This window comes from Allochromatium humboldtianum, from assembly GCF_013385175.1.
GTDB classification, from domain to species: Bacteria; Pseudomonadota; Gammaproteobacteria; order Chromatiales; family Chromatiaceae; genus Thermochromatium; species Thermochromatium humboldtianum.
Map to the genome: position 1 here is coordinate 32,060 of NZ_JABZEO010000003.1, position 14,342 is coordinate 46,401.

The window sequence follows — 14,342 nt, forward strand, 5'->3', positions numbered from 1 at the left end:
AGCTGACCATGACGACATCCCACCTCCAGGGTGGCTCGCGTATTTCCGTGAGCGACCGTGCCCCGTCCATCGACCTCGCCAGGTTGGCGAAGCTGCTTGCGCACGCCATTCCCGCCGTTGCCGGCGCGGCTGAGGTCAAAGCACTCAAGCTCTTCTCCAAGGAAGAAACGCGCATTCGCGTCAATACCCGTGGAGTGATGTCACGGTTGCTGACGGACCCTGACTTCAAAACCTCCTTTGCACCCGGAGAGGAAACCGGTTTCCTGCGCGACGCGGATCTCCCGCCGTTCGGTACGACAGCCAAGATGGGCGGGCGTCTTTTGCATGGCACACAGGTGGCTACGGCCAAGGCGGTCAAAGCCGTGCGTGAGGCCATCACGAAAGAGCTGAATGACAGCCTGGGCGACCTTGACTTTGAAGCACTGACGGCTGGCCGAATGACCGAAGTGCTCAAGGTCATGGCGCAGTCAGTCGACGTCAAGACCACGCCGCTTCCGCAAAACGCGCTTATGGTGCCGGTCGAATTCGCTGAGACGAGTCGCCCGTCGGCCGAGCGTGAGCGCGATATCGGTCGTGTGCTGTCCGGAATCGAGACCGTCGACGGCCGGGACTGGCTCGAATTGATGTTGGCTGGGGTGGAACGCAAGCTGCGTGCGGACAATGAAGACCCGGAAGACATCGGCTTCATCACGGACGCCATCCGGCGGCAAAGTGAGCAGCCCGGCTCGCAGATTCTCCGGTTTCTCGAATTCCTCGAAGACGAGGCGATGGCCCGTGTTCGCCTGCAGGTGTGTCTGCGGATCATGGAAGCGGTCGCGGCCCAGAGTGACAAAGCCGGCTTCAAGAGCTATGTGCGGCGTGTGCGTGAGTCGTTCGAGTCCTTCGCCGGCCAGGATGGTGAGCCGCTCGCACTGAACGTCAGTTCCGTCTATGGCGTTGCCAACGACACCGACCTCACCGAGCAGCTACGTAAAGCCGGGTTTTACAGCTGTCTGCCGGTCTGGTGCGAGGGGTCGGTGCAACTGTTCGAGCGGCGCATCCCTCCGGAACAGAATCAACCGACGGTCCGGGAGGTGTCGTACCGCTTCCGCGTCAATGGCCTCAATCCGCAAACCGGCCTGCCGGCGTTCGACTCCAGACTGCATGGGATCAAAGAGCGACTCCTGTCTGCCCCCGGACCAAACGAAAACGTGAAGCGTCCGATAGCGGAGCTAGTGTTCCTGTCGCTCGTGCTTCCACCGTCCCTTCATGGGGCCTCCAGCGGTGACGTACGTTCTCAAGCCACCGCTATCGCGCAAGCGTTGAAGGCCGATCCGGTTCGCGAACTGGAGCGCCTGCACCACGAACTGGTCTCGCGCCGCGACGTCATGGCTCAAATCGCCGACGAGATGGTGCGGTTGCTCAAAACCAGGTCCACGTCCTTCGTCACGAACCTGAATCGCTCGGTCGACAAGCTGTTCATCTCCGTGCAGAAGGACATCTTCGATTGGCAACTTCTGATCGGTCTTGGTCTCGACTCGGAGCGGGAAGAGGTGTTGGTGAAATCCGACAGTGGCCCGGACACGGTGGCGTGGTTGAGCCGCATTCGGATCAGTCCGGATCCCTGGCCGTCCAGCGTCGCTTCGGTTTGGGTGGAAACCAACCTGCAAGAGCGTTCGCTGACGGCGGCGGGCGAAGTGCGGAAGGTGGCGATGCGCAAGAATCTGGAAGCGCATGTGCTCCCGGTACGCCTTGTTCCCTATCGGTTGGACAAGCACACCCAGTGCTGGACACCCGCACTGCAGAACCCAGGCACGCTCGATATCGGCTGCGGCGTGGACATCGAGTATGACCTGCGCGCTCTGACCCTGAAGAACAGCAAACAGGATCGCGAGAAGGTGCAGGCCGAGCAGTGGCGTGCCGCCACGGTGGCGGGGATGAGCCTGCTGATCTACATCGTCCTCTTCGAACTGGTGCGGAAAGCACAATCCGCACGTCCTCGACTGAGCATGACGCTCGTGCGCCTGCAGAAAACCGGCCAGATCAAGGGCGACCGCGAAGCCGACGCTCAGGACGGAAACACGGCCATTTATGCCATCAGTCAGGCGGTGGAGAAGGCGCTGGCCCGCGAGCTTCCCGTCAAACTTCAGGGGCTCACGACTGAAAACGCTCCACATGAAGCGCAGGATGCATTGCGCTGGAAGAACCGTGGCGCTCTGGCCGCGCTCCAGGCCGGACAACCGCTGTGCGTTCCGCATGAGGGGTCTTTGGACAGGGTCGCGGTCGTCAGCTATGTGACCCGCCCCTGTGACACTCATCCGAACTATCCGGATGCGGATGGTTACCTGTTCGTCAGCCGAACCTATTTCGCCGACAGCCGGGACGAGCAGACTACAGTCAGAGTGGGCCGGATGCTGTCGCGGTTCGTTGAAAGCCGCCAGGATTTCAGCCTCCCGCATCTCATCCTCGAAGAAATCGCCCGCCTGAAACAGCTCGGCTACCTTCACATCCTCCTGCTATCCCATCACTTCGGCAACCGCCGCATCGGACGCGCCGCCGAACGACACTCACCACATTCCAGGTTGACGTTTCTCGACGAAGCGGCCAAGCGATTCCCGGACGTGCATCTTTACCCGCTGCGACGCGATGTCTTCGCGGCGACCCGTCTGCGCAAGCGCAACCTCCATGAGAGCGCCTTCGAGGTACTGCGCCACGATGCGCACCAGAACATGTACCGGGACGGCGCGACCGAGATCCTGCGTAGTCTGCTTCCAGTCTACACCTTCGCCACACTGCATGTCGTCGATGAGGCCGGTAAGCCGCAATCCGGCTTCTGCACCTATTTCTTCGACGCCGAGCATCGTCTGAGCGACTTCAATCTGCAGGAAGCGACACGCGCCAACATCCTGGGCACCGGCGAGGCCGAGGAGATGCGGCGCTCGCTCATCAGCGTGCTACGCGCCATTCACTTCATGGAGAGTGAGAAGCCATCGGAGAAAAACCGACCGCTGTTGCCCGTACTCGACCCCTTCGCCTGGGCCACGCCGAACCGGACAGCCGCCGCCGGCGAGTTGGAGGTGGTGTCACGTCGCCGCAGAGGCAGCATCCTGCTGTCGATTCCGGCGCTACTTGCGCATGTCACACGGGTGCTGCACCAAAAGGACTTGGACGATGAGTGAGCTACCGTTCCAAAAGCAGGCTGAATTCTGGGGTCAGGCCTATGAAGTGCTGGTCAAGCGCGGTGTGCTGGCCTGTCTGATCGAGCAAGGACTGGTCGATGCCGAGCATCCCCAGCTCGCACCTTGGAAGCAGCATCAGTTGCTCGACGTGACCAAAGCACTGAACCACTGCCTGGGCCTCATCGACGTAACCCTCCGCGACCGCGTCAAGGCCGCCGTGGAACACCTGGCCCTGACGGGCTATGGCACAGGTTACACCGCTACACGGGAATACCTGAGCCATCTTCGAACGGCCCGGAAGCGGTTGAAGCTGCGGGCGCTGTGGTGCCCGCTACTGCTTCCCGGCGACACGCAAGAACTGGAAGAACGTCAACACCGGGATCGTGAGGCGTTCCACCGTGAATTTGCGCTCAAGGGCGTACTCGACCCGCAGTTATCCGGCAAGGGGCAGCCGGCCAATGCCGACTTCGTGCTGTGGTTGTCGGCCGATCGCGAAGACTACCTGCTGATTCAGGAATACGCTTTCGACATGCCGCAGACGATCGCGGACTTCACGGACCAGAACGCCCATCTGGAGGAACTGACGCGCCATCGTCGGCTCATCGACAGCCGGAGTGTCTTTGCCCGGATCACGGCCGAGGTGGACGGCGAAGCGTTCGCGCTGTCCGACGACATCAAGCCGCATCTCGTTGCGCTGATGCGCGGTAACAAGCCGTTTTACAAGCTGTGCCAAGGCTGTTCATATGCCGCGAACACAGCGACCTGGTTGCGGAACGATGGGGTCTTGACCAAGCCATGCAACGTCCGCGCCCTGGCCATCACGCCGAATGGACTGGAAAGCCTTTCCGCCCGGTTTTTGGCCGACAAGCCAGGCGACCCTCGACGCCGGCTCATGGAACAGATGGGGCTGGCGTATCGAAAGGCTCGCAAGCCGGCGGATGGCGACGAAGCGGGCCTGCGAGATCAGGTCGACCGCGTGTTCCGAAACATGCTACAGCGACTTCCCGCAGGCTTGAAACATGGCCTGAAGGATCTGAAGCACGCCCCCGCGCCCGGCGAGAACTATCGCTTTGAGTTCGTCGAGACACTGGACAATTTCGCCAACCCGGCAGACCGCTACGAACTCTCCAAAGCATTGACCCTGGCGCCGGACTCGCCGGACCTGACACAGTTTTTCGGTCGGCCCGCCGCTCGGGCGCTGGGGCCGCTCCTCAAGGCGCGCGCACAAGACGGTCAGGTCACATTGCGCGACATCCATGCCGCCGCCATCGTGGCCGGCCTGGACCGTTCAATACCGGGGCGCGTCAACGTGGTTGCGCTGGAGGGCAATCCAGGTATCGGTAAGACGACCGCCGTTCGGGAGTACCTCGAACGCAAGTCCGCAGGCTATCTGTTCCTCTACGTCAGCCCGCGCGTCGTCATCAATCGCGAGGTGACGCAGAGCCTGGCGCGCCGGAGCGATGAGCCGTCTGGAATCCTGACCATCACAACCAATGCCGCGCTCATTGCTTCGGCTCCAGGCTGGCACCGCACTGAGGTGAAAGACGGTCGCGCCACCAAGAAGCATGTGGATGGCGCCGTGGTGGTCGACGGCGTGCCCGCGCTGGTCAAGCCGAACGGAGCCATTCTGGTCATCAGCCCCGAAGATGAGCGGCGTATCGAGGCGGGGCACACCGGTTCCCGTTTCGGTAAAACCACCCTTTCGGAGCATGAAGACATCGTCGATGAGCGTGCCAGGGCGGGCGTGCTGTCGAGCCTGGCCAAAACCACACGCGAGTTGCTGGCGTTGAACCCGGATCTGAACCGGGTCGTCATCACCGCCGCGCTTCAGGGCTTCCGCGAGAAGCCCGACGGCAAGACCACCATGGACGCGCTCTCCGGCCTCTTCGCGAGCAAGGCCGGAGACCCCGCCGGCGTCCGTGAACGTCGTGCATTGGCGGATCGTCTCTCAAATATCGTCGTGATGGTCGACGAACTGGCCGGTGACGGTGCCGGCTCACCCTTCGTACATGCCATCGCCTCATGGCTTCACGATGAATTCATCGGCTGCTTCGAGGATGAAGTCAGCCCCTTTACCGTCACCCTGGTCATATCGGATGCCTCTCTGGCAAATGAGGTCGTTCTCTCACGCTACCTCCAGGCGGGACAGTCGCACGCGCCCGATAAGATCCTGGTGTCGCAATCATCCGGCCGGCGTGCATTCGACATGGCCATTTCGCAATTGCCCATTGGAACGGGCGGCCCCAAATCGACGCTCCACGTCATGACCAACAGCTTTCCAGCCGACAGGCTCACCCTGGAATACCGGGTTCGGCTCACCTCCGTGACGCCGGAAGTGCGCAGCACGGGCGAGCTGGAAACCGTGCGTCAGGCGGTGCGCCGCGTGATGGGCGAGACCGTGCTGGAGGGCGCCAAACAAGAAATCCTGAAGGCGCTGAGAATGGGGTCGGCGCAAGTCATCTATTTTGCGCAGGACAAGAACTTCCTGGGCGACCTCGCCGCTGCACTGGCGGATGAAGATGAAATCGGGCCGGACAGGGTCGCCGTCCTGGACTCTTCCGTCCCGGGACACCAGCGCCAGTATCTGGTCAAACCGGCGATCCGTGACGAGAAGAAGGTATTCTTGATGACTTCCTCGGGGGCGCGCGGCGTCTCCTTCCCGAAGACCGACTGCATCATCGCCGCCGTGCCGAGATTCAATATCGAGGCGGCACTGATGGAAATGGCGCAACTGATCTATCGCGGGCGTGGTCGCTATCAAGATGCGGAAGGAACCGAAGTTTGCGGCGACCGTGTGCCTCGTCGGTTGGTGATGTTGATCGATGACTACAGGGTCGAATCCAAGGAGACGCCGGACCCGCTGCACTGGCTGCGACATTCCATCGACCTGCTAACCCTGTTGGTGATGCTGCGGGCGACCATTTTCACCCGCATCACGGGTGACGCCGGTCTGCGTCAGTCACTGGCGCTGGTTCCCGTGGGGCGAATCGGTCTGGAAGAACTCATCAGCCTCATGTCGCAGAGCGTGACGCAGTTCATCAAAGAGGCCGATGTGGCCTGGCGGCGCATCAAGGACGACGAGCAGATCCGATTGATCAAGAGCGCGCAATCCAACCTCATTGAGCTGTTCTCGCGCACCACACTGAAGGCGGCCACCTCCTGGGCGGCGGATCAGAGAACGATGGCGCGGTACGAGGAAGCGAAGCAACTGGCGGACTTGGCATCAGGCGCGTTGCGCCCGCTTCTGTTGTATGCATCCAAAGGTACCTCGATCCCCGAGCACCTGTTCGTCTCCGGACCCGTGTTTCTCGAAAACTGGGAGCGCTTCGACAAGATGGAGATCTTCAGCTTCGAGGGGCATACCACGGAAGTCAGCCTCACGGCGCGTCGGCTCATCAATCAGCTTCAGGCCATCGAGTCGGAACGGACCTTTCCGCAGAGCCTGCGTCAGCCGGCTGCGAACCTGTTGCGTATCCTGCAGCGAGAAAAGGAGGACGCCGCCAACGAATTCAACACCCTCAAGGGCCTGAAATCGCCGAATACCTGGCTTGCCGTTCCGTCCGGATACATCCAGTTCATGGCCCGTGACCGCCGACTCGAGGGCAACGCTCCCTTCGATGTCAAAGAGCCTGAGTGTTGGCGGGATGCGCTCGCCCAGAGCCTGTCCGCGACCAGCGCCGTGATGCCGCCCATCCCACGCTATGCCGAATATCCTTGGGCCGCTGCGGTGGGCAATGAGAACCCTTTGAAATTGGATACCGTCTTTGACGATCGGTATTTCATGGCATCGAACGAGATGAATTTACTGAACACACTTCTGTTGGCGGCGGTTCCAGACGAGTGAGTCCGCCTGAACAAAAACACGGGTGCGGCTTTGGGAACGCGACGAACGTTTTCACCAAGGTGCTCAACAGGTACAGGCTTGGGGATTTTCCGAGCAACATAAGCGTCGAGGCATTACACAGGGTATCAACCCATGACAAAACGTGAAAGAGACGAAACTCGAGAAGAGCGGATCGCGATGGAGATCATCGTGGACGCCTATGGCGCGGAAGAACAAGCTATGGGTTGGTACTACTACCTCGAGGACAAGCTGCACTTTCCCTTCAGAGCACGCTGCATTCAGCCGCGTTCCATATCGCCTCTGCACGCCGGTGACGAGTTGATACTCGAGCGCCTCGCGCCGGCGGATGAATGCTTGCACGACGTATTCGCCCTGGCCACCTGGCATGGACGTGTCATGGGATTTCCCTTGGCGCAACTCGAAGCGATGGCAGCCGATGAAGAGACACTCGAGGCCATTGGCGACTGGCATTACTGGGTAGAGCGCGGGTATGGGTTTGACTAACGCGAGGGCCATGGCGGCTGCCCCTTTATTCCTGAATCAGGCTCGACACAGGTCGCTCAAGGAGCAACATCGTGCCTGACCTTGCTCGCACTATCGGCTCCGAGTAAGATCGTTTCTTACCGCATTCGCCCAACAGGTGTCTCGATCGCGATGGAAACCACGCGCCTTTCCAGCAAGGGTCAGGTCATACTGCCCAAGGCCATTCGCGACCACTACCACTGGTCGACGGGCACGGAGCTCGAAATCGAAACACGGCCGGATGGTGTCGTCCTGCGACCCCGCAAGCCCCTTGCATCGACGTCACTCGATGAAGTCGTGGGTTGCACCGGGTATCGAGGCCCGGCCAAGTCCCTGGATGACATGCAAGACGCCATCGCTCGTGGAGTACGGGAACGCCATGCTGGCGGTTGACACGAACGTCGTGGTGCGGGTTGTCGCCAATGACGACCCGGAGCAGAGTCCAAGAGCGATCGCCCTGTTCGAGCAACACAGCATTTTCCTCAGCAAGACGGTACTGCTGGAGACGGAGTGGGTGCTGCGATTTGCCTATCAGATCCCCCGTGAAACCATCGTGTCGACGCTGCGAAAGCTGATCGGGCTGCGACAGGTCGAAGTCGAGCATATCGGGGTCGTGGTCACGGCGCTCGATTGGCATGAGCAAGGTATGGATTTCGCCGACGCGCTCCATCTGGCCGGCAGCGCTCAGTCGATGCGTTTCGCCACCTTCGATGAGAAGCTGGCGAAACGCGCCCGAAGACTGCAAACGAAAGAGATCCTGGTGGTTTGAGCGTCTAGCCAGGCTGCGCCGCCATCCAGTCCTCCAGTCGTTCGATCGGCATGGGACGCGCAAACAGGAACCCCTGCGCCTCCTGACAGCCCATGGCCAGCAGGCACTGGCGCTGTACCTCGGTTTCCACGCCCTCGGCGATCAGGGTCAGGTTGCACTGATGCCCCAGGGCGATGATGAGTGGCGCGATACCGGCCTTGGTATCCGGGCCGTCGAGCTCGCCGACGAAGGAGCGGTCGATCTTCAGACGGTCGACATGGAGCTGTCTGAGCACGCTCAATGACGAATAGCCGGTGCCGAAATCGTCGATGGCGATCCTGACGCCCAGGCGCCGGATGTCGGCCAGCTTGGTGTTGATCTCATCGATGTGGTCCATCGCGACCGACTCGGTCAATTCCAGTTCGATCCGAGCGGCCTCGACCCGGCTGTCGGCGAGCACGCGCTCCAGCATGGAGACGAAGCCGGGTTCGCGAAACTGCGCGTGTGAAACATTGATTGCCATCCGAAACCCGGCGTAACCCAGCTCAGTCAAACGATAGAGTCCACGGCAGGCGGTACGGAGCACCCATTCACCGAGCGGCACGATCAGTCCGGACTGTTCGGCCAGCGGAATGAATTGATCTGGAGGCACCCAGCGTCCAGGCTCGATCTCCCAGCGCAGCAGCGCCTCGGCACCGATCACCCGGCCACTGGCCAACTCGATCTGCGGCTGGAAGACGAGCGAGAGTTGCTCGGCGGAAAAGGCGGCGCGCAGGCTGCTGAGTATTCGCATGCGCTCGTGCGCCGCCCGACCGAGCGCCTCCGAAAAATAGTTCGCCTTGCCCCGCCCGAGCCGCTTGCCCTGCTTGAGTGCGATGCCGGCATCCTTGAGCAGATCGCCACCCCTGGCCGGTTGACCGTTCAATGTGATCAGGCTGCTCGTGGCCGAGAGGCGGATGGTTTCGTCACGCACCCTCAGCGGTTCGCTGAACACCTGCTGGATTCGCTCCGGGGTGATCAGGTCGCGGGGGCCGAGCAGGCCGAAGGCGTCACCCGCGACCCGCGCCAGAATGACTCCAGATCCAAAGGTCTGTACCAGCCGCTCGGCCACGGCCCGCAGCACCTCGTCGCCGAAATGATGATCGAGTGTGGTGGCGATGTCGGCGAAGTCGTCGAGATCCAGCAACGCCAGCGCCATATTTGGATCGCCGCCCTTTTCCTCGACGAGCTGGATGAAGCGGTTACGGTTGGGCAGACCCGAGAGCGGATCATAATAGGCGAGCCGAAAGAGCCGGTTGTGCAGCAGGACGTTTTCGAAGCCCACCGAAATGTTGGCGCAGAAGACCTCCAGCAGATGGCGATCCATCCGGCTGGGCTCGCCGGTCATGGCGAGATAGGCGGCCATGCCCTGCGTCTCGCTGACATCGAAATACAGACAGACCCCCTGGTCGAATCTGTGACGTTTTTCGAGCAGACACTGGCGCAGCGCCTCGCGGACGGGCGTCTCGTGCAGTTCCGCCAGCGGGCGATGGATCGTCTCCCGATAGCGTCCGGCGGCGGCGATGACCAGCGGCGCGGCATGGGCGAACGGACCCGAGGACGAGGCGCAGATCAATCCTTCGGGCGCGATGTTCAGCAGGGCGCAGACCTGAGTGACCACCCCTTCGGCAAACTGTTGCAGGGCACGCCGCCGGATCAGTCCCGTGCTGGCCTCGACGATCAATTCCAGACCGCGACGGCTCATCTCGATCTGGCGGATCTGCGCGTAGGAGCGGATGGCCACGGTCAGACTGGTGAAGAGCCGCACCCGCGTCAGTTCGGATTTGGTGCGATAGTCGTTGATGTCGAAGGAACGGATGGTCTCGAGTTCGGGCGCATAACCGGGCTGTCCGGTGCGCAGAATGACGCGGACCGACGGGTTGTCGAGTTCGCGGCGAATCCAGCGCACGAGTTGCAGCCCAGCGTCCTCCGACTCCATGACCACGTCGAGCAGGACGACCGCCACCGACGGATCCTGAGCGAGGATGGCGCGCGCCTCCTGGGCGGAATAGGCTTGGAGAAAGGCGAGCGGACGCCCCTCGATCGTCAGGTCACGCAAGGCGAGCAGGGTCGCCTCATGGACATCGGCCTCATCGTCGACGATCAGAATGCGCCAGGGGTCGATCTGGGTGGAAGGCGCCCAATCCGATGGCTCATCGATGAACCGGACGACATCGTCGTCATCCAGGGAAGGAGCATCATTCATAGGTTGTTCCACGTGATGGATCGTTCGGGGTGGACGCGATCGCCGACCCTGGGAGGCGATCCGCCGCACTCGCGTTGGCGTCGGCGGCGACCGCGCGGGGCGCGATCAGGGGCAGTGCGAGATCGAAAACCGTGCCCTGGCCCTGGCCGGGAGCACTGCGCACGGAGATCGCGCCGCCGAGCAGTCCCGTCACCAGGTTATAGACGATATGCAGTCCTAGGCCGCTGCCGCCCTGCCCTAGACGGGTGGTGAAGAACGGGTCGAAGATCCGGTCCAGATTGTCCGGGGGGATGCCGTTGCCATCGTCACTGACCCGGATGATGATGAAGCCGGGCGCGGCGGGCTGGCTCTCGATGCGGATGCAACCGGCCTCGCGATCGTCGAAGGCATGCAGCAGCGCGTTCTGGACCAGATTGATGAGCACCTGACCGAAGGGGCCGGGGAAACTGTCGAAACGGATTCCGGGAGCGATGTCCACGTCCAGTCTGGCCGGCGAGCGGCGCAGACGCGGCTGGAGGGTCAGGGCGATCTCCCGCGTCACCTCGTCCAGGCTGAACACGCGGCGCTGATAGCTGGCCTGATCCACGGCGACCTGCTTGAAACTGCTGATCAGCTCGGCTGCACGCTGAAGACTGCGCAGCAGGATGTCGCTGCTGTCGCGCACGGCGTCGACGAAGCGCTGCAGGGCCGAACGGCTCAGCCCCGCCGTCATCTGCTGCCGGAAGGCCCGCTCCTGGTCGTACAGGGTGCTGGCCAGCATTACGGCGTTACCGATCGGCGTGTTCAATTCATGGGCGATGCCGGCCACCAGATCCCCCAGCGCGGCCAGCTTTTCCGACTGTACCAGGCTGGCCTGCGTCCGCTCCAGTTTCGCCAGAGTCTCGCGCAGATCGTGCGTGCGCTCGGCCACGCGCTGCTCCAGCCCGAGGTTCTGCGCGGCGATCTGCGCCCGTGCCTGTCCGAGTTCGCGATTGAGCTTCGCCAGTCGCCGGTTCCAGACCAGCACCATCCAGAGGATGACGCCGGCAATGCCGACGACCCCAGCGACGATCTTCCACAGCAGGACATAGTCGAACACCTGTTCGTAGCGGATCGAAAGCCAGCGATTGACGATGGCCTGACGCTGCGCCTGTGGCAAGGCATCGATCGCCGCCTGAAAGATCTCGCCCAGCAGCGGCTCGTCGCGGCGGGTGGCAATGGACAGGTTCCATGAGAGTTGCTCGCTGTCTTCCAGTTGTCCGGCGATCTTCATATCGAGGATGGCCTGGGTCTGGATGCGATAGGCGATCGTCGGTAGCGCATCGATGAAACCGAACAACCGGCCATCCCGGACCTGCCCGAGTCCTTCCGTGATATTGGCGACCTCTCGCAACCGGATGCCGGGATAGCGCGTCCTCAGGGTATCGATCATGGCATGGCCCCGCGTGATGCCGAAGGTCTCGCCCAGAACGGATTCGATATCGTTGATGAACACCTGATGGCTCTGGGTCGCGATCACAGAGCGGAAGGAGAGATAGGGCGTCGTGAAATCCAGGAAGGCGCGCCGGGCGGGCGTCGCGATCGCCCCGGACAGGAAGTCGCAGCGTCGCTCCCGCGCAAAGGCCAGCGACTCTTCCCAGCTCGCGGTGGGTATCGGTACGATCCTGGTGTCGAGCATCTCGGCGAGCCGCGCGATCACATCGGCGATGATGCCCTCGTGGACGCCCTCCTCGGTGAGACGTTCCACGGGCATCCAGTCGGGATCGACGCACATCCTGAGCGTGCCCTTGCGCTGAAGATAGTCGAGCTGCCGGGGTGAGAGTGAAACGCGCCCGGCCGGGCCGCCGACCTCGCCGAACCATCTGTCCTGCAGGCGCCGGATCTGGTCCGGTGTCAGCGACGCCAAGGCCTTGTCGATGATCGATTGCAGGACCGGCCAGTCCTTGCGGGTCGCGATATAGAGCGCGGAGAACTCACCGCCCTTGTCTTCCCGGCTCCACACGCCCTGGACTTTCAGGTCGACGTAGCCCGAGTGAGCGATGTGGTGGTTCAGGACATTGGCGAAGTCGGTGGTGAAGTCGGCCTGGCCGCGACTCACGGCGGCGATGGCCTCACTGATGTTGGCGGTCTCGATGATCCTGAGTTTATCGCCGAAGCGTTTTTTCAGCAGCTCGGTCTGCTCCCAGCCCCTGGGCGACGCCGCCACGGAACCGAACAGGTCGGCGATGGACCGGACCCTGGGGTGATCGCGGCGGGTCAGGAACTGGTTGGCGCCCCGCACGATGGGCGGCGAGAAGGTCGCGCAGTCCAGCAGCTTCCGGGGTTTGTCGGCGGGTTGCAGCAGATCGATCCGACCGGCACAAAACAGATCGACCAGCGCGTCCCAGCTCTCGCCCTGCACGAACTCGAATTCGACGCCGATCCGCGCGGCCAGCAGCCGCATCAGATCGACCGAATAGCCCTGCGGCCTGCCGTTCTCGAAATAATCATAAGGCGGCCAGTCGAGTTCGTTGCTGACACGGATCACCGGATGGGCCTGGAGAAAGGCGCGCTCGGCTTCCGTCAGCACGAGCGTGCCGCCGGCGGTGCGAAAGGAATCAAAGTATGTAATGGATGCGCGCTCGGCCTCCGTCAGCGCGAGAGCGCCGTCGGATCCGGCGTCGCCGGCCGCTCCCGCCGTGGAGACCGTCAGCAGAACCAAAAACAGCAGCCATGGCAACATCCGCATCACGCTGGACTCTGATCCGTTCGCCGTTCGAGGATCAGCCCCTGATTCAGGCGCAGGCTGAATGTTCGCATACGGATCGATCTCGTTCAGAGGATTTCATTGAGGTCGCGTCCCCTGTCATCCTATCCGCACAGGAGCTGTCCGCTGTTCCCGGACTCCGAACACGATGAGACGCAGTGCATCAGGCCGAACGGCCTAACGTGGGAAATTTCAGCGGCGAAGTGTAACCGTCGATGATGAAGGGAGCGTTAAATCCGGCCTTCGAAGGTCTCTCTATTCGACTCGGCCGCCACTGGAATCTATAGCGAGTCCGCCGGATCGAAGCGATAACCCAGGCCGCGCCTTGTATAGAGCGGCAGGGCGAGACCCGTCTCGCGCAACACCTTGTCGCGCAGACGGCTGATGATCACCTCGATGCGATGCTTGTCGTATTCGTCCGGCAACAACCCGAGGGACTTGGCCAGCTCCCGCGCCGCCGCCACCTCGCCGGGACGGTGCAGCAACACCTGAAGCACTCGGGCCTCGTTGAGACTGAGCCGAATCCGTTGACCATCCGGAGCACGCAGTACGTCGCCGCCGGATTCCAGCCGCCAGCCATCCGACTCCAGCCGCCGGCTGCCGGGCGTGCCAGACGGATCGAGCCGCGTCGCCGGACCGCCGCCGAGTGCGTCGCCGGCACGCTCGGCCAGCCGTCTGAGCAGCAAGGCCAGCTCGTCGATGTCCACCGGCTTGGTGAGATAGGCATCGCCGCCGGCCTTTAGACCGGTCAGCCGATCGTCGCGCGTCGCCCGTGCCGTGATGAAGACCAGTCCGAGCTGCTTGTCGTGCCGGCGCAGATAGCGACAGATCGACAGACCATCCTCGTCCGCCAGACCGATGTCCAGCACCACGACCGCGTAGCGACACACGGCCAGCCGCCGGTAGAGCTGCGCGGCGGTTTCGAAGGTCTCGACCGCGAACCCTAGATGGGTCAACTGAAACGCCAGCTCGTCGCGCAAGATCCGTTCGTCCTCGACGATCGCAATGGGGAAGAGGGTGTGTTCCATGGCCGCCTGAACATCGTCTGGGTGAGACACCGGATGGTACTCTAGCGGGCATCGCCGGAGAAAACCCCAAGC

The 14,342-nt window shown here is 62.4% G+C and carries 8 protein-coding genes; 5 read left to right on the plus strand and 3 right to left on the minus strand.

Going from position 1 to position 14,342, the window contains the following annotated elements; genetic code table 11:
* Positions 1-8: 8 nt before the first annotated feature.
* The 5 genes from HW932_RS04895 to HW932_RS04915 all read left to right on the plus strand — a co-directional run bounded on the left by HW932_RS04895 (position 9) and on the right by HW932_RS04915 (position 8,293).
* Positions 9-3,158 carry a hypothetical protein gene (locus HW932_RS04895; protein WP_176975384.1) on the plus strand — a complete coding sequence of 1,050 codons (3,150 nt, stop codon included), beginning with the start codon at positions 9-11 and terminating at the stop codon, positions 3,156-3,158.
* Positions 3,151-7,002 (plus strand): helicase C-terminal domain-containing protein, encoded by a 3,852-nt coding sequence (locus HW932_RS04900; RefSeq protein ID WP_176975385.1) that lies wholly within the window; start codon positions 3,151-3,153, stop codon positions 7,000-7,002. The genes HW932_RS04895 and HW932_RS04900 overlap by 8 nt, the downstream gene beginning before the upstream one ends.
* Positions 7,003-7,134: 132 nt before the next feature.
* Positions 7,135-7,506: a calcium-binding protein gene (locus HW932_RS04905; protein WP_176975386.1), complete on the plus strand. Its 372-nt coding sequence runs from the start codon at positions 7,135-7,137 to the stop codon at positions 7,504-7,506.
* Positions 7,507-7,656: 150 nt separating this feature from the next.
* On the plus strand, positions 7,657-7,917 hold the full coding sequence (locus HW932_RS04910; RefSeq protein ID WP_176975387.1) for an AbrB/MazE/SpoVT family DNA-binding domain-containing protein: 261 nt from the start codon (positions 7,657-7,659) through the stop codon (positions 7,915-7,917).
* Positions 7,904-8,293 (plus strand): type II toxin-antitoxin system VapC family toxin, encoded by a 390-nt coding sequence (locus tag HW932_RS04915; RefSeq protein WP_176975388.1) that lies wholly within the window; start codon positions 7,904-7,906, stop codon positions 8,291-8,293. The genes HW932_RS04910 and HW932_RS04915 overlap by 14 nt, the downstream gene beginning before the upstream one ends.
* Before the next feature lie 4 nt (positions 8,294-8,297).
* Here HW932_RS04915 and HW932_RS04920 read toward each other — a convergent pair whose 3' ends face one another.
* The 3 genes from HW932_RS04920 to HW932_RS04930 form a co-directional block, all read right to left on the minus strand.
* Positions 8,298-10,517, minus strand: coding sequence for a two-component system response regulator (locus HW932_RS04920; protein ID WP_176975389.1), 2,220 nt, complete (start codon positions 10,515-10,517; stop codon positions 8,298-8,300).
* Positions 10,510-13,224: a transporter substrate-binding domain-containing protein gene (locus HW932_RS04925; RefSeq protein ID WP_246296669.1), complete on the minus strand. Its 2,715-nt coding sequence runs from the start codon at positions 13,222-13,224 to the stop codon at positions 10,510-10,512. Before HW932_RS04925 ends, HW932_RS04920 begins: the two co-directional genes overlap by 8 nt.
* A gap of 299 nt (positions 13,225-13,523) precedes the next feature.
* Positions 13,524-14,270 carry a response regulator transcription factor gene (locus HW932_RS04930; protein WP_222932231.1) on the minus strand — a complete coding sequence of 249 codons (747 nt, stop codon included), beginning with the start codon at positions 14,268-14,270 and terminating at the stop codon, positions 13,524-13,526.
* Between the last annotated feature and the right edge of the window lie 72 nt (positions 14,271-14,342).

Coding starts and splice junctions, on each gene's coding strand:
- HW932_RS04895 (WP_176975384.1), top strand. CDS start 9: ATGACGACATCCCACCTCCAGGGTGGCTCGCGTATTTCCGTGAGCGAC.
- HW932_RS04900 (WP_176975385.1), top strand. CDS start 3,151: ATGAGTGAGCTACCGTTCCAAAAGCAGGCTGAATTCTGGGGTCAGGCC.
- HW932_RS04905 (WP_176975386.1), top strand. CDS start 7,135: ATGACAAAACGTGAAAGAGACGAAACTCGAGAAGAGCGGATCGCGATG.
- HW932_RS04910 (WP_176975387.1), top strand. CDS start 7,657: ATGGAAACCACGCGCCTTTCCAGCAAGGGTCAGGTCATACTGCCCAAG.
- HW932_RS04915 (WP_176975388.1), top strand. CDS start 7,904: ATGCTGGCGGTTGACACGAACGTCGTGGTGCGGGTTGTCGCCAATGAC.
- HW932_RS04920 (WP_176975389.1), bottom strand. CDS start 10,517: ATGAATGATGCTCCTTCCCTGGATGACGACGATGTCGTCCGGTTCATC.
- HW932_RS04925 (WP_246296669.1), bottom strand. CDS start 13,224: ATGCGGATGTTGCCATGGCTGCTGTTTTTGGTTCTGCTGACGGTCTCC.
- HW932_RS04930 (WP_222932231.1), bottom strand. CDS start 14,270: ATGGAACACACCCTCTTCCCCATTGCGATCGTCGAGGACGAACGGATC.